Source organism: Microcoleus sp. B4-C2 (genome assembly GCF_036705265.1).
Lineage (GTDB): Bacteria > Cyanobacteriota > Cyanobacteriia > Cyanobacteriales > Microcoleaceae > Microcoleus.
On the sequence record NZ_JAUBUB010000040.1, the window covers coordinates 1 to 16,159 of the forward strand.

Genomic DNA, 16,159 nt, shown 5'->3' on the forward strand with positions numbered 1-16,159 from the left:
TCCTTTTTGGACGGGCGGGACGCCCATCCCACAATAACAATTAAAATTATAAGTTATTTAATTCGCGATCCTAATGGAAAATGGCTAAGCGAGCCTTTATACCATTTTAGATTTTAGATTTTAGATGAGAAAATAGGGGATGACTGATGACTGTCACGGTTGGGATCGCGGACCTACAGTTGCATTATTTTTAACTGGTGTTAGTAGAAATAAAACTCAACTATGAACTGAGAATATATCGCTCGAAGTTTTTTCTCAGTGAAGCGGTATTGTATCGCAGTGTCCCCAAGCTATATTAAAATGATCGAGTTGTAGATTTTGAATTTTAATTATTTATGCGTATTTGGCAAGCCGATTTTTACCGCCGCCCTCTCCAAGACGAAACTGGTAAACCACTGTGGGAACTCTTAATTTGCGAATCGGAAGGCAGTTTTCAATTTAGCGCTGTTTGCAGCCAGGGGGACGCAAATTCTAATTGGCTAGCCTCGCAGTTGCAGCAGCAAGCTCAAACTCAGAATTTGCCAGATTTGATTCAAGTATTTAGGCCTCAGTCTCTGGGCTTAATTGAGGCTGCGGGCAAAGTTTTGGGTGTCAAGGTGGAAGCGACTCGGCGCACTGCGGCTCTGAAATTGCTGCTGCAACAACGCGCAAAAGAATATTCGAGTCTGCCTAATTATACAGGTGAAACTTACAGTGCGATCGCCCTCGACTCGCCACCGCCCGTACCCTTACCCGAAAACCTCTGGGGCGATGGCTGGCGTTTTGCTTCCCTACCCGCCGGCGACATTGAAGATGCTTTCCAAGGGCGTCCCCTGCCAATTTTGGAAATGCCAGAATTACTGTTACCGCTGAATTTGGGCTTGGCCTCAACAGTACCCGTACCGGGAGTTGTTATTGACGGTGGACGCCAGTCTATGCGGTTGGCTAGATGGCTTCAGGATGCCAAACCTTTTGCTTTGAATTATATTGCTGGAGAACCAGACGGATTGATATTGGAAGCTGGGTTAGTAGATAGGTGGGTTGTGGCTACTTTTGAAGATAGCGAGGTGAAAGCCGCGGCCCAAGTTTACCAACAGCGTAAGCAATTAAGTAAAGGATTACATTTTTTGTTAGTCCAGCCCGATGATAGTGGCATGACTTATACAGGCTTTTGGCTGTTAAATTTTGATCGATAAGATGTAAATAATATTATTTGTGATGTTGATAAATCGCGCGCTGAAAAATAGTAAAACAGCGCTCGAACGCAGTTTTAGCAGATACAGACTCAGACACAAATTTTCAAACAGGTTCTTGAGCTAGCAAGAGATCGTGCTGCAAATTTATTCTACAACTAAAATCAAGCCGTTTTGGATGCCCTGACACACTCGGTTGATGTGACACTGGTCTTTTTCGTTTAGACCTTTCTGGGCTAGCATTGCTGATTTCAGCAGCCGTCTGTCAAGGGGGGTAATTTGACGGAAAGCAAAGATGCGCTGGACGATCGCCTCGATCGAGATTTTGGGGAGGTTAGCAGAGCTGACTGTCATCATAAAAATGGGTAGAAACCCCGTGCTTTGAGCACGGCTTTACATTAATTTAAATCCCTCGCGGGGTGGAGGGGTATGGTTGCCCCTCCGATGAGGTATGGTTGCCTCAAACTCCCATTTCTGGGGTAAAGTTAGCTTCGCCAAGGTTTTCTGAGCTTGCGCGGGCTAGCAGCACTACTTCTGTTACCTTAAAGTTGTTTAACTACTAGCGACAGAGCAGAGGACTAGCTTCGCATCCGCCCGGTGTCATGACTCAAAAAACGTAGTCAGTTAAGACTTAGGCTGGTCAGGACGGCTTGTTAGATTTCTCTTTCAAGCCTCATGCCTTGATAGCTGAGGTTCCTGACGGTCTTAACACGCTAAAAGTTGATAACAGAACTATGTACCTTTATTTTTAAAGATTTTGTGAAGCTACTTTGTGATTACGATCACATAATTTTAGTGACAAAATAGTGTATGCAGGGTGACTGTTGTCACGAAATCTTTAATTATCTTTACGTCAACTTAACGATGGCCCAATAGAATTACTCTTGTAAAACTCAAGCAGAGGGTAAAAATGGCACAAGCAAAAATCGGAATTATCGGCGGCAGCGGTTTGTATAAAATGGAGGCCCTCAAGGATATTGAAGAGGTGAAAATTGATACACCTTTTGGAGCGCCATCGGATGCCGCAATTGTGGGAACATTGGACGGTACGCCGGTAGCATTTTTGGCTAGACACGGCCGCAACCACACTTTTTTGCCCTCAGAAGTGCCGTATCGCGCAAATATTTATGCAATGAAGAGTTTGGGAGTTGAGTATTTAATCTCAGCGTCGGCGGTTGGTTCCCTGAAAACAGAGGCGAAACCTTTAGATATGGTAGTGCCGGATCAGTTTATCGATCGCACAAAAAATCGAGTTTCTACCTTTTTTGGAGAAGGAATAGTCGGTCACATCACTTTCGGCGATCCGGTTTGCGGCGAATTGGCTAAAGTATTGGCAAGTGCGATCGAATCCTTGAACCTCTCCGACGTTACCCTGCACCGGGGCGGCACTTACGTCTGCATGGAAGGCCCCGCATTTTCCACAAAAGCAGAATCCCACCTTTACCGCAGTTGGGGGGCGACAGTCATCGGAATGACAAATTTGCCCGAAGCAAAATTAGCCAGAGAAGCAGAAATTGCCTACGCAACTTTAGCATTAGTCACCGATTATGACTGCTGGCACGAAGATCACGACAGCGTAACTGTAGAAATGGTAATAGCAAATTTGCACCGCAATGCAGAGAATGCTCAAAAAGTCATTCAAGAAACAGTCCGTAGACTAACAGAAAATCCCCCAGTATCTGATGCACATTCTGCTTTGAAATATGCAATTCTGACTCGGCTGGATCAAGTGCCGGCAGCCACTAAGGAGAAAATGGGTTTGTTGTTGCAGAAATATTTGTAAAACGAACCGCGAAGACGCAAACAGCGCGAAGGAAAAACTGCATCCCTTCTTTCTCTTCCTTCGCGTCCTTAGCGTCTTCGCGGTTCATTTAATCTTACGACTATTTGTTATCGTAGAGATTACGATTATTTCTGAAGGATTAATTAATCAACTGCTTGAATGCCTCATGTTCCCGAATCTTCTCCAAATCAGCTTCGCTTTTGGCCAACTCTTTACACACATTGGGATTGAGATTGAGGGCGCGCTTTAAATTTTCAATTGCTAATTCAATTTTACCTTGTAGCGCATAACATCGGGCTTTGTTGTACCAAATTCTGTAAAAATCAGGTCGGATTTTAGCAGCATTGTCGTAGGAAGCGATCGCAGCTTCGTATTGTTGCAATTTGGATAGTGCAACGCCTCGATTGTTCCAAGCGTCAGTATAATCATTTTTAATTTGTAGGGCTTGATTGTAAGAAGTTACTGCTTGTTCGTACTCCTGCATTTTGGAAAAAGCAACGCCTCGGTTGTTCCAAGCATCGGCATAATCGGGTTTGGCTTGAATTGCCTGTTCGTAACAGCCGATCGCCTCCTGGTACTTCTGCAACTCCAACAATACCACGCCTCGATTGTTCCAAGCATCGGGATAATTGGGGCGAATTGTAGTAGCTTGTTCGTAAGAGGCGATCGCCTCTGGATACCGCTGCATTCTTGTGAGCACTACTCCTCGGTTATTCCAAGTATCGGCTAAATCCGGCTGAATTTGCAGGGCCCGATCGTAAGCTGCGATCGCATCTTGATAACGGTTTTCAAAGAAACAAGCATCTCCCTGTTTAGCATAGTCGGCGGCCGTCAATAGCTGTTGGTAATTGCCATAGTTAACCGGAGCAAATTCTTGAATTTGGGCATCGGGGAATAAAAGGTCTGTTTCTGCCTCTGCCGAGTGATTTTGGTGTTGAATTTCGCCTAAGATAGTTTCAGCGTCGGAAATTAATAGTTTTAATTGAGAGATTGTATCGTAATGGAGACTTTCAATTTCTTGGCGGGCAATTGTTGTCTGCTTGGACAATTTGCTCAACAGAAACCAAACCCCGACTCCGGCTGCTGCCGGAAACAAAGTTAGGGCAATTACCAGCCCGTTAAGCAGTACCGCCGTGCGCCCGAAAGCAATGTCAACTTCTTCTTGAACTCGATCGCGAATTTCTTCTTTAAGTTGCTGCTGTGAGAATTGCTGCTGAACCAACAGTGCCGCCGTCGGTTCAGATGCAAAAACGGTATTGGCGCAGACTAGAATAGTCAAAAGGGCGATCGGGCTAATACTTTTTCTAAAGATACTTGACAAACGCATTGCCTTAGTGATACGCACCTGAGTTGCGATTTCCATGTGTCAAGAGATGCTGATAACGATGATCCCAGACTAGCCCATTTGTTCAAAAACTATTAAATACAGGATATCTGTTGTGCAGTCCCCTCCGATCAAATTGCTGACGCAAGAATTGCTAGACGAAGTTGCCGCTTCCTCCCGCCGCAGTCCCCGCCAGCGACAAAATTATAATTTCCATGATTTGTCTGAAAAGGTGCAGCGGTTTGTCAACGTGCTGCAACCGGGCACTTATGTCCGCCCTCACCAACACCTGCGCCCGCCTGCTGTTAACGGTTTTGAGTTTTTTGTGGTGATTCAAGGAGAAGTCGGTATTGTTATTTTGAACGAAAACGGTCAAATCCTGCGATCGTTGCGAGTCAGCGCGGCGGGCCCGACTCGCGCTGTCGAACTGCCAGAGGGCACTATTCACACGTTAGTAGCTTTGACACAGGATACTGTGATTTTGGAGTTTAAGGAAGGGCCTTACGACGTGGGGGCTGATAAAGACTTTTTGGCAAGTTTTCCTGCTGAGGGAACTGCGGCGGCGCGGGAATTAGTCCTGATTTGGGAAGCGGAATTTAACAGTTGACAGTTGACAGTTGACAGTTGACAGTTGACTGTTAAAAATCTAAAATCTAAAATCTAAAATCTATTGACTGTTGACGGTTAAAAACCTAAAATCTAAAATCTAAAATCTAAAATCGATGGGCTAATTACTAATTACTGATGAATCTAATTGTCGTCATCCGATTGTATAAATCTGGGGCGGTGCGAATGATTTTTCTCAGGAGCTCATCCGTCACCCAAAAGACGAGAGGAAACGAAAATGTTTTGCTGAATTCGCTGCATAATAGGTTGGTAGAAACGAGCAATCGATCGATCGCCTCCACTGATTCCAAACCCAATAGCATTAAAGCTGGAGGCTGTTCGCCGTCTATTTCTGCTGCGATTGTCCTGTAGAGAGTTGTCGCCGATTTGGGCAAAAACAGTTGTCGCGGTTTCACGGGACAATTTACTTGCAGTCGATCGACTATTTGCTGCCGCAAAGCCAGCGAGTTGCAGTTGACTAAAACGAAAGAAAAGTAACCTTGGGAAAGACGGAGAGTCCGAATTAAAGTTGAGAACGACCGCTCGTTATATTTAGCTGAGTCGTACTTAGCTGAGTCGTACTTAGCTGAGTCGTACTTAGCTGTATTTTCAGAGCTTTGCTCGATAAACATAAATTGCATATTTTTTATCTAGTTTTAGAGATTTTCTAGATTAAATGATGTTTCTAAAGAAAATGTGAAGATCGGAAATTTATTTTTTATTTAAAAACATTTCGGTAACTATACCACGGTTTTAAATTAATATCAATAGTCCGATCGAAATATTCCGAGCGATAGATTTGGCTTGAACCACTCAAAAAGAACCTGCGACGGCACAACACAAGTATAGCCACTGCAGAACGAAGAAGCATATTTGGCAATGGTTTCAGCAATTAATAACGTTCTAAATATTTGGCACAATTGCTAGATTAAATGTAATTTAAAATACCAAAAAATTACCTAAAATTCTCAGCCAGCGGCAAAGTAAACCAAAAACTTGCCCCAGCACCGGGAGTGCTAATTACCCCAATTTGGCCGCCGTGAGCACCAATAATTTGCCGACAAAGATATAGACCCAAACCCAAACCGACGGAGTGTCGGGATTCATAACCCCTAACGTAAAGGTCAAAAAGATGTTCGCACTGTTCCGGCAATATTCCCGCCCCGTCATCTTCCACGGTACAGTAAATCATCCTACTTCCGGGATTGGGGATTGGGGATTGGGAATTGGTAATGGGGGATTGTGGATTAGTAATCGGTAATTTGTCGATGTTTTGTTTTGCTGTGCTTTGATTTATAGTTAATTTTTCCGCATTGATTACTTGAGCAGAAACAGTTAAATTAAGTCCCGGAAAATTGTGTTTTAAAGCATTAGCTATTAAATTAGAGAACACACGCCACAACTGAGTTTTGTCCGCATTCACTGCTGGCAAATCATCGGGAACCAAATTTTTAAAAGTAGCTTTACCCTCCTTCATTAAAGGCTCCAAATCGGTCGCCGCAGCTTCAACTAGCGCCCTCAAATCAACCGATTCGCAGTGCAAAACCAAACCGCGCAATTCCCCGGCGTGAACTTCCAACAGCGAATTTATCAAGCGCAATTGCTGCTCACTACCTTGAATCATCCGCTCCAAAATAGAACGGGGAATTGCGATCGCATCCCCCGTTTTCGTCTGCCAATTTTTCAGCACCATTAACATTCCCGCTACCGGGTTTCGCAAGTCGTGAGAAAGAGCGTGGATAAACAGCCGCAGCGATTCTTGTGCCTGTTTGCGCTGCGTGATATCCTCAATTAAACCCTCATAATAAAGCACGGAGCCGCTGCTGTCCCGTACCGCCCGCGCCTTCTCAGAAATCCAGACAATACTGCCGTCACAGCGGTAAATTTTAGATTCAAAATCCGATACTGTGCCGCTTTTCTCGATCGATCGCAAAAACTCATTTCTGCGAGCCGGATCGACGTACAACTGCCGATCGATATCAGTAAACTTTGCCGTCACTTCTTCCGGGGAATCGCAGCCGTAAATCCGCGCCAAAGCTGGATTGGCAGTAATATAACGACCATCGGGAGTGCTTTGAAAAATCCCCTCGCCCGCATTCTCAAAAATGCTGCGGTACTTCGCCTCCGCCGCCTCCAACTGCTGGTAAGCAGATTCCAACTCACGCCTCGTACTAAACTCTTTCCGTTGCAGACATTCGTACCAATAAACCGACAAATCGCAAATCAAACAAAACCAAAACAAATATAAGTAAAACCCGGTCAACTTAAAAGCAGTATACTTAGCAAAACTTAGATTTAAAACCAAATTTATCCCGACGTGGCAAAACAAAACGCCGAGTTGAGAAATCAGGTGGAGGCGCCAGCGGACGGGCATCAGCGTAGCTTGGATCAGAAACGCTAAACTCCAGGTAAAAATTGGTAAGTCCCCGACTTGTGCGACAGCTAGCCCAATCTGTACAACCACCGTCAGCGACCACGAAAAACCCAAAAATAGCAAACCGGGATAGCGCTGTCCAAAGGAGGTTTTTTGCAATACAAAACAGGTCAACAAACCCAATTCTACAGCAGCGCTCGTGTACAAATAAACACTTTTAAACTCCTGGCCCGCAAAAAATCTTTCGCCCAGAAAATAGACCGTTATGCTGAAAGCAAAAAAGATGGCAATTCCGACAGCAGGGCGCAGCCGATCTCGGAGGAAGCGATCGCGCCACACCTCGTAAACTGTTAATGCCTGAACTGATTTTGCCTTGCCCAAAGACTTCATATCATTTTAGATTTTAGATTTGAGATTTTAGATTGACAAAGATCGATCGTCCGAGTTGACAACAGGTAGCGAAAACCAGAAAGTCGAACCACCGCCGGGAGTGCTTTCGACGCCGATCGAGCCGCCGTGAGCTTTGATAATTTGCTTGGAGAGGTACAATCCCAAACCCAGCCCTGTTAATTGTCGGCTATTAGGGTCTTGAACGTAAAGTTCAAACAGAGATTCCCGCTGTTTGGCGCTGATTCCCACTCCATTATCTGTTACAGTACAGCGAACCATTTTTACGGTGACACCCGGCAATTTGCTGCCGATATTGCCAATTTGGCCCTGATAGCGGGGCATTTTGCAACTGCCGTCGAGGTTGAATTTGGCCAGGGTTTCCTGATTTTTCTGGGTGGTTTCGCCCATCCTAGGACGATCGCCCGCAGCAGGTATCCGGTTAGCGATACAGCGGGCAATCTGAGTAGTTGGAGATGTTAAAGCCTGGGAATTTTCTTCATAACTTAGCGCTGTTTCAACTTCAATTACCTCGGCTTTAAAAGTTATATTGACTCCCGGAGGATTGTGTTTAATAGCATTAGTCAACAGATTTTCTAGCACCCGCTGCAAGTGTTGGCGATCGGCATTGACTTGTGGCAAATCCGCCGGAATTTCAAACGTCAAAGTTGCTTGATTTTTGGCCAGCATCGGTTCTAAATCGGCAACAATGGCTGAAGCTAAAGACGGCAAATGCAGCGGTACAGTATGGAGAACAATCCCTTTCACCTCGCTAGCGTGAGCGTCGAGCAGGGTATTAACCATAGTCAACTGGTGTTCGCTGGCCTGAACGATGCGCTGCAAAATCGATCGAGAAACCGGAACATCTTGTAGAGAGTCAGAGGGCGATTTGTTGAGCAAATTTTTCAGCAGTATTAACATTCCCATAACAGGAGTGCGGAGATTGTGAGAAACTGCGTGCAAAAATAGGTCTTTCAGGCGGTTGCTTTCTTGCAACTCGTGCATTTTTTGCTGTAGTTGGCGGGTGCGTTCCTCCACTTGAGATTCCAAGTTGGCATTGAGAGCTTTTACCTGCTGCAAAAGTTGGGCTTGCTGTAGGGCGATCGCCACTTGGGTAGCGAGTTTTTCCAACAAATCAATTTCAAATTCCTGCCACTGGCGGGGCCCGGAACACTGGTTGACGGCCAAGATCCCGAACAATTCATCCCCCAGGAAGATCGGCACATTTAACGTCGCTCTAATTTGATAATCGCTGTACAATTGGGCAATTGGAACGCTCTGTTGAACGCTAGCAGTATCGGAGATAGCTCGGACGCGGTTGTTAGCATAAAAAGTTTTCTGGTTTTCGAGCTGATTCTCGTCAGCGAGTACCCACCCCAAAAGAGAACGGCATTGGCCTCCCACAGACTCAGCCACAACCTTACCGTACACCGGGCTAGGAAGATTTACCCCGTCCGTGTCCACAATACCGATGAAAGCGCGGTCTGCCTTGAAAAATTGCCGGACTTCGGCAACAGTAGTATTGAGAATTTCTTCGAGGTCGAGGGAGTTGCGAATTCGCAGGGCGATTTCTGAGAGCAAGCGATCGCGATCGGAGGACGCCCGCAAAGCGGTTTCCGCGCGGTGGCGTTCGGTAACGTCTTGGACTGTGGCGGCGATCGCCCCTGACTCAATGGCCGACTGTTCGCAGACAGTGCGTTCGGAGCCATCTGGCAGCACAATTCGGTAGTTAATGCAATAGGCTTGGCGTTCCAACATAGCTTGGCGCTGCGATCGCGCCACCAATTCTCTGTCTTCTGGATGTACAGCTTGCAAAAAAACGGATGGTGTCGGTTTGACAGTTCCAGGAGCAAAACCCAAGAGGCGGTAAAGTTCGTTTGACCACCGCAATTCGATATGGGATATATGATGTTCTGCGGATTCTTGGCAGTTGTAAGTTGCTGTGAGGGCGGCGCAATTTAAATCCCAATTTCCCAACTGAGCGATGCGCTGAGCGTTGGCTAAACTAGCTTCGCGATCGCGCAGCCGGGCCGCCGTGCGGCGCACCTCAAAGAGCGCTTGCTGGCGTTCTGCTACGGCGGCGGCCAACATCAGAGCCACAAGGGCGATCGTACCGGTAAAAGCTTGTAAAAATAAAACCGCCTGTTTGAGATTATCGCTTTTGGCCAAAAACGGGCCGCCTCCCTGTACTGCTCCCCAAATCGCGATGTAAGAGACGATCGAATAAGCAAAAATCGCTCCTGCCGGTTGAAACCGCAGAGCGGCCCAAACTATCAGAGGAAAAGGCAGATACTCCAGCGGATACAGAGCGATCGCCGCTTGTGTTTTTGAGCAAAAAAACAGCCAGCTCACGCTCAGCAAGAGAGTCAGCCAGAGCGCGATTTCGGAATAATTAACAATTAAAAATAGAAGATTATAGCGGTTTGACTTTGCCGAAAATCTCCTGGGATAATTTGTAACTTGTGATGGGTAACTGTCCCAGTTAAAAAATGTTTTTAAACTTGAAATAATCCCAGGTTTTATCTCACATTTTACACCATTATCAAGGACAGGCAAGATGCCTGTTCCACAAGAAAATTCATCTCTTGTGGAACAGGCATCTTGCCTGTTCCTAAACAAGTAATTGAGAATAATGAAACATCTCAGTTTGAGTGGAAATTTAAAACTGTTAACCGCGTGGTTCAAAGTCAGGAGCACAGGCGTCACAATCAAAATTCCCATACCGTCTCCCAGCCACGTAGTCCACCAGTTGCGAGAGAAATTGCTCCACTGAGCCCAACCAAAAATGCACGTACCCAAGTTGCCGAGGATAGAGCCTAGTAAAGTAGACCCGATGACAGCCCCCGCTACTAAAGCCAGAACATCTCGCAGTCGATCGAGTTTAGTAGAAAATCCGCTCCAAGTCAGCAAAGCCTCTCCAGCCAGCGCTTGCAGGGTGACGCTAAAGGCCGATGTGGCAATGACAGCCGACGGTACACCGCCGGTAGAGTTTAACAGCACTGAACCGAGGACAATTCCCGGCCACATCCGTCGCCCTTGCAGTAGCAGTGCCGCTAGAGCAATACCGGCGGGCGGCCACACGGGGGAGGCTTCGGCTTTCACCAGTCCCAGCATCGACGCTGCGAGTTTTCCGGTAACAAAGTAGGCCAGCGCCAGGATGCCGGTGTACAGAAGCGTTCGAGTGCGGCGGTTGAGCAGTTTCATGTTTAGGTGCGATCGAATCCTCCATTCCTAGTTTTTAATTTAGGCGGCTTTGGGGCGATCGGGCTTCCTCCTGACGACTCACCTGACTGGGGGAGTTGACTGTTGACTGTTGGCTGTTGACTGTTGACTGTTGACTGTTGACTGTTGACTGTTGACTGTTGACTGTTGACTACTGCCTACTGATACCAATTTTTTATGAGGCTGCATAGAATCCGATCCCCCCTAACCCCCCTTAATAAGGGGGGGACAAGATTCCGCTCAAAGTCAACCCCTACTCCCCTTCTTAAGGGGGATTTAGGGGGATCGAGATATGTGCAACTTCACATTAAATTGGTATGACTCATGACTGCTTAAAATCCAAAAGTCCGCTTACCATCCGGCTTAATCGTAAGCCAATTGGTCTTTGCCATTGCCAGTTGTTCGTCAGAAACTGTAGCGTTAGTAAGATTCGCCCCGCACAAATTGGCTCCCCGCAAATTCGCCTTAGTCAAATAAGCCCCCGTCAAGTCAGCACCTCGGAAATCCGCCCCTTCAAAATTGGCAGTGCTGCAATAAGCCTCAGTCAAATTAGCATCTCGCAAATTCGCCTGAATTAACCGGGCGTGACCCAAATTCGCCCCCGACAAATCCGCTGCTTGCAAATTTGCCTTCACCAACCTAGCCTGATAAAAATTACTTCCCGCTAACTGCAATTTTTGCAGTTGCAGGCCAGACAGTTCGCAGTCAGCAAAATCGCGCTTGCCTTTAAAATATGCCGCTCGCAAGCTGTTGGTGTCCCACTTAGGAGCAACTTTCGATACCTTTGACGCTGCTAAATTGTCGCTAGAATGTCCAACCGTTCCGAAAGTTCTGCCGGACTCAGCCAGAGTCCGGGAAACTCTGGGCTGCATCCCCGTGTTCCCAGATTGGCCCAAGGAAGTTCTACCAGCGCGGGTGTGGTTCGATCGTAAATCTTGATTAATTTTACTCCTCGGCGGTGACCACGAAGAACCCTCGTCATTAAATATTGTCGGTTCTTCAACAGTACGAGAAGAGCCGTTGAATTGAGTTGCCAAGCCATCGACAAGACTTGGGTCTTCAAATTCGCCAGAGAGAGCTCTGAGGACATCTGCTGCCGATTGGAAGCGGTGGCCAACCATCGGCTTTAGCATTTTTTCGAGAATCCGCGCAAAATATGCGCTTACCTGAACGTGGGGCTGCCAAACAATTTCGCCGGTTACTCCATCAAAATCTAAATCCTTGGGCGACTTTCCTGTCAACAAGTACAAGCAAGTCATCCCCACCGCGTAGATGTCGCTGGCAAATATCGGCCGCAGCGCCATTTGTTCCGGCGGAGCAAAACTAAATGTGCCGACTGAAAATTTCGTGTTGGCGCTTTGGTCGGCGGGGTCTAATAATATTGTTTGGCTAACTTGGTCTTTTACCGCTCCGAAATCAATCAGAACTAAGTGCCCGTCTTGAACTCGGCGAATAATATTTGCGGGTTTGATGTCTCTGTGAATTACTCCTTGGCTGTGGATATATTGCACTACTGGCAGAATTTCTAATAGAAAATTTTTAACATCAGATTCGTTGAAACGGCCTGAGTGCTTGACTTCTTGTTTCAAAGTCGAGCCTCTAACATACTCTTGAACTAAGTAAAATTGCTGTTCCGTTTCAAAATAGTCTAGCAGCCTCGGTACTTGCGGGTGGTCGCCCAGTTGGCCGAGGGTTTTTGCCTCTCGCTTAAATAATTCCCGCGCCATTTCTAAAACTCGCGGCGACGAACTACTGGGTCGCAGTTGCTTGACTACACAACTCGGTTGACCGGGCAATGAGATGTCTTTTGCCAGAAATGTAGCTCCAAAACCTCCTTGTCCTAACGGTTCAATGACTCGGTAGCGAGCGCGCAGCAATAACCGCGCACCGCAAGTCTGACACTGAAGAATAGAGTCAGCAGGGTTTTGAGGATGGGGACAGCCCGGATTTACGCAGTAGCTCATATTGATTGAGTTTGCCTATGTTGTTCTGATCTTGTCAGCGTCGCTCGACTGCACAAATAGCCTGTTCCTGCTTCTGGTAGACATACTAATCTATCAGTTTTCGGCAAGCCGTGCCTTCGATTGCGAATTGGAATTGCACCTAAGTCTTTTATGCCGATATCTTTTCCCTATTTTGATTATCTCGCTGGTTTGAGTTTTTTCGGTTGATTATCCTTGAAGATAGTTTAAAGACTTGCTAAAGTTGTGCTTTTTTGTGTAAAGTCTTTCTAAACTTAAGTGCTTTTTGCGTTGTTAGATGTATCTAGCATACCTCATTCTCTGAATGAGAATGCTACTCATCCCCCAGTAGACATCTACCTTTGGGCAGATCCCTCGTTTTTGCTGATGTGTACCATAACAGTCTTGACAAAATTAAGTTAATATGCTATGAAAAGCTTTCCCGAATAAATTCTGGGACTCAAAAGTCGTAGCCCGTCGGCGCCGACTAATGACTAATAACTACAGAGCACTGACAACTAACTACTGACTAAATTATGCGTATTTCTCTAAAGTGGCTGCAGGAATTGGTGGATGTGGCAATATCGCCGGAAGAATTAGCCGAAACTCTGACAATGGCAGGCTTTGAAGTTGAAGAAATTGAAGACCGCCGCCCGTGGGCAAGCGGTGTAGTTTTGGGCAAAATCATCGCCTGCAAACAGCATCCGAATGCAGACAAATTGAGAGTTTGTCAAGTGGATGTCGGCTCTTCCGAAGCTTTGAATATTGTTTGCGGCGCACCCAACGCTAGGGCAGACATTTACGTGCCTGTCGCTGTTGTCGGAACTTTTTTATCGACTATTGATTTAAAGATTAAACCTGCTAAATTGCGGGGCGTTCCTTCCGAAGGAATGATTTGCTCTCTGGCGGAATTGGGACTATCTAAAGAGTCAGCCGGCATTCACATTTTTGAGTTAGAAAATCCCGAATTGGGCAGCGATATTCGCCCACTTTTGGGTTTAGACGATGTGATTTTAGACTTGACAGCAACTGCCAACCGTGCTGACGCTTTGAGCATGGTGGGCGTGGCGCGGGAAGTGGCGGCGCTGACTGGGGCAAGTTTGAGAATTCCCGAAGCGAATGGTGTGGCGATTGAGGGCAAAGAAAGTCCTGGTTTGGCAGTAGAAATATCGGAACCGCAAGGATGCCCGATTTACATCGGCACGGCAATTGAAGGTGTGAAAATTGGTGCTTCTCCAGCTTGGTTGCAGCAGCGGTTGCAGGCGGCGGGAGTGCGGCCGATTAATAATGTGGTTGACGTAACTAATTACATTTTGCTGGAATGGGGACAACCGCTGCACGCTTTCGATCGCGATCGCCTGCAAGCTTTCACCGGCACTCAAGATATCAGCATCGGCGTCCGCTTTGCTAAAACAGGCGAATCCTTCAAAACTTTGGACGGACAAAACCGCAATTTGCAAGCACAAAATCTGTTAATTACTGCTAGCGACAAACCTGTTGCTTTAGCTGGGGTAATGGGTGGCGAAGATACGGAAGTTCACGAAGGAACGCAAAATTTAGTTTTGGAAGCAGCGATTTTTGACCAGGCAACGATTCGCCGTTCTGCGCGCGCTCAAGGCCTGCGGAGCGAGGCATCGATCCGCTACGAGCGGGGGGTGAATCAGGCGGCTTTGACGACTGCTTGCAACCGCGCTGTAGCTCTAATTTTGGAGTTGGCTGGAGGCACTGCGACGGTGCAGAAAACGGCGAGTTCCGGCGAGGATTTCAGTTTTTCGCGATCGCTCGAATTGCGTTTAGACCGAGTAAATCTGGTTTTAGGGCAGTTGAAAAGAGGACAAACGGGCGGTTCTAAATATCTGGAACCGGAAGAGGTGAAAAACATTCTGACAGCTTTGGGATGCGAAGTTGTTGCGACGGAAAAAGAACGGGTGTTTGGGATAACTGTTCCTCCTTACCGCTACCGAGATTTAGAAAGGGAAATCGATTTAATAGAAGAAGTTGCCAGACTCCACGGTTATGACAATTTCTGCGATACTTTGCCCAGCAAAACGGAACCCGGTTATCTGTCACCAGAATATGCGGCAATTCGGAATGTGCGATCGGCTTTTCGGGCGGCCGGTTTGACGGAGTTGATGCACTATTCTTTGGTGAAAACTGAGGGAGATAATCAGGTGGTGCTGGCGAATCCGCTGTTTGTGGAGTATTCGGCTTTGCGGACAGAAATGCTGTCGGGTTTGATTGATGCTTTCCAGTACAATTTGGAACAGGGAAATGGCGCACTCAACGGTTTTGAAGTCGGCCGCATTTTCTGGAAAGATGGGGATGCAATGAAGGAAGCCGATGCAGTTGCGGGGATTATCGGCGGCGATCCGACTGTGTGGAAATGGCAGCAGGGAGGGCGCGATCGACCTTTGACTTGGTTTGAGGCCAAGGGGGTTTTGGAAAGCGCTTTTCAAGAGTTGGGTTTGGCGGTGGAATATCGACAAGATGATGGTAAACAGGATGTTTATCCTATTAGTGGCGGGCAAGATGCCCGCCCCACAAGACTGCATCCGGGCCGCACGGCTGCGTTATCGTTAAACGGGAAACATTTAGGGGTTTTTGGACAGTTGCACCCGCAATTGCAGCAGGAAAAGGATTTGCCTGAGCAGGTTTACGTGTTTCAATTAGATTTAGCGGTGCTGTTGGGTGAATTAGGGCGATCGAGCAACTTAACTCGCAAATTCGCGGGTTATTCGAGTTTCCCCGCTTCTGACAGAGACATTGCATTTTTCGCACCCGTTGAAGTTCCGGTTGTTGAGATGCAGAGTGCGATGAAAAAGGCGGCGGGTAGTTTGCTGGATTCCGTGGAACTGTTCGATGAATATCGGGGCGACAACGTGCCGGCGGGACAGCGGAGTTTGGCTTTTCGGTTAATTTACCGCGCGGGCGATCGAACATTAAGCGAAACCGATGTCGAACCGGCCCAACAAAAAGTGCGCGATGTTTTAGTTGAGAAATTCGGCGTTAGTTTGAGAAGCTAAAGAGGCCGCTACTCACCAATGGAAACCGCCAGGGAATGAATTCCCTGGCTCAAAGCTAAAGTCCTCTCAAGAGGACTAACAAGACTTACGGATTACAAGGTAAATTTGCCATTTTGAGCAAAGCGAAGAATCTCAAATTTTTGCTACGAGGCCGTCTAAAGTGCATAATTGCTAACTAATGAACTCTTCAGTCCTCTTGAGAGGACTTCAGCTTTGAAACGGGGGTTTCAACCCCTGCCGGACTCAGGGAAAAAGCGTTAAATTAACACCAATGGCCGCAACATCTCCCCAACCATTTAAGTAATAA

The 16,159-nt window shown here is 46.9% G+C and carries 10 protein-coding genes; 4 read left to right on the forward strand and 6 right to left on the reverse strand.

From position 1 onward, the window contains the following. Positions 1 to 335 precede the first annotated feature (335 nt). On the forward strand, positions 336 to 1,175 hold the full coding sequence (locus QUB20_RS13710) for a Tab2/Atab2 family RNA-binding protein (protein ID WP_333247013.1): 840 nt from the start codon (positions 336 to 338) through the stop codon (positions 1,173 to 1,175). Between the two features lie 144 nt (positions 1,176 to 1,319). Here QUB20_RS13710 and QUB20_RS13715 read toward each other — a convergent pair whose 3' ends face one another. Continuing rightward, positions 1,320 to 1,529: a hypothetical protein gene (locus QUB20_RS13715; RefSeq protein WP_333247010.1), complete on the reverse strand. Its 210-nt coding sequence runs from the start codon at positions 1,527 to 1,529 to the stop codon at positions 1,320 to 1,322. A gap of 553 nt (positions 1,530 to 2,082) precedes the next feature. Between QUB20_RS13715 and QUB20_RS13720 the strand changes: the two genes are divergently transcribed. After that, positions 2,083 to 2,955, forward strand: coding sequence for an S-methyl-5'-thioadenosine phosphorylase (locus QUB20_RS13720; protein WP_333247008.1), 873 nt, complete (start codon positions 2,083 to 2,085; stop codon positions 2,953 to 2,955). Between the two features lie 139 nt (positions 2,956 to 3,094). On the opposite strand, the gene QUB20_RS13725 is transcribed toward QUB20_RS13720, so the two are convergent. Next, on the reverse strand, positions 3,095 to 4,318 hold the full coding sequence (locus tag QUB20_RS13725; RefSeq protein WP_333247006.1) for a tetratricopeptide repeat protein: 1,224 nt from the start codon (positions 4,316 to 4,318) through the stop codon (positions 3,095 to 3,097). A gap of 76 nt (positions 4,319 to 4,394) precedes the next feature. Between QUB20_RS13725 and QUB20_RS13730 the strand changes: the two genes are divergently transcribed. After that, positions 4,395 to 4,886, forward strand: a complete 492-nt coding sequence (locus QUB20_RS13730; RefSeq protein WP_333162416.1) for a WbuC family cupin fold metalloprotein — start codon at positions 4,395 to 4,397, stop codon at positions 4,884 to 4,886. A gap of 127 nt (positions 4,887 to 5,013) precedes the next feature. Here QUB20_RS13730 and QUB20_RS13735 read toward each other — a convergent pair whose 3' ends face one another. From QUB20_RS13735 to QUB20_RS13750, 4 genes are all read right to left on the reverse strand, one after another. Next, on the reverse strand, positions 5,014 to 5,526 hold the full coding sequence (locus tag QUB20_RS13735; RefSeq protein ID WP_333247004.1) for a hypothetical protein: 513 nt from the start codon (positions 5,524 to 5,526) through the stop codon (positions 5,014 to 5,016). Between the two features lie 314 nt (positions 5,527 to 5,840). Further along, positions 5,841 to 7,649, reverse strand: a complete 1,809-nt coding sequence (locus tag QUB20_RS13740) for a PAS domain-containing sensor histidine kinase (protein WP_333247002.1) — start codon at positions 7,647 to 7,649, stop codon at positions 5,841 to 5,843. 27 nt (positions 7,650 to 7,676) lie between these two features. Further along, a complete protein-coding gene (locus QUB20_RS13745) occupies positions 7,677 to 10,850 on the reverse strand; it encodes an MASE1 domain-containing protein (RefSeq protein ID WP_333247000.1) in 3,174 nt (1,057 codons plus the stop codon). A gap of 350 nt (positions 10,851 to 11,200) precedes the next feature. Then, complete coding sequence (locus QUB20_RS13750; protein WP_333246998.1) at positions 11,201 to 12,832, reverse strand: serine/threonine-protein kinase; 1,632 nt, start codon at positions 12,830 to 12,832, stop codon at positions 11,201 to 11,203. A 533-nt stretch (positions 12,833 to 13,365) separates the two neighbouring features. On the opposite strand from QUB20_RS13750, the gene pheT reads away from it, so the two are divergent. After that, positions 13,366 to 15,852, forward strand: coding sequence for a phenylalanine--tRNA ligase subunit beta (gene pheT / locus QUB20_RS13755; RefSeq protein ID WP_333246996.1), 2,487 nt, complete (start codon positions 13,366 to 13,368; stop codon positions 15,850 to 15,852). Positions 15,853 to 16,159: the final 307 nt, after the last annotated feature.

What these genes read in the sequence shown, in the direction of transcription:
- pheT (WP_333246996.1), top strand. Translation starts at nt 13,366, where the DNA reads ATGCGTATTTCTCTAAAGTGGCTGCAGGAATTGGTGGATGTGGCAATA.
- QUB20_RS13745 (WP_333247000.1), bottom strand. Translation starts at nt 10,850, where the DNA reads ATGAAACTGCTCAACCGCCGCACTCGAACGCTTCTGTACACCGGCATC.
- QUB20_RS13740 (WP_333247002.1), bottom strand. Translation starts at nt 7,649, where the DNA reads ATGAAGTCTTTGGGCAAGGCAAAATCAGTTCAGGCATTAACAGTTTAC.
- QUB20_RS13750 (WP_333246998.1), bottom strand. Translation starts at nt 12,832, where the DNA reads ATGAGCTACTGCGTAAATCCGGGCTGTCCCCATCCTCAAAACCCTGCT.
- QUB20_RS13715 (WP_333247010.1), bottom strand. Translation starts at nt 1,529, where the DNA reads ATGATGACAGTCAGCTCTGCTAACCTCCCCAAAATCTCGATCGAGGCG.
- QUB20_RS13725 (WP_333247006.1), bottom strand. Translation starts at nt 4,318, where the DNA reads ATGGAAATCGCAACTCAGGTGCGTATCACTAAGGCAATGCGTTTGTCA.
- QUB20_RS13710 (WP_333247013.1), top strand. Translation starts at nt 336, where the DNA reads ATGCGTATTTGGCAAGCCGATTTTTACCGCCGCCCTCTCCAAGACGAA.
- QUB20_RS13720 (WP_333247008.1), top strand. Translation starts at nt 2,083, where the DNA reads ATGGCACAAGCAAAAATCGGAATTATCGGCGGCAGCGGTTTGTATAAA.
- QUB20_RS13735 (WP_333247004.1), bottom strand. Translation starts at nt 5,526, where the DNA reads ATGCAATTTATGTTTATCGAGCAAAGCTCTGAAAATACAGCTAAGTAC.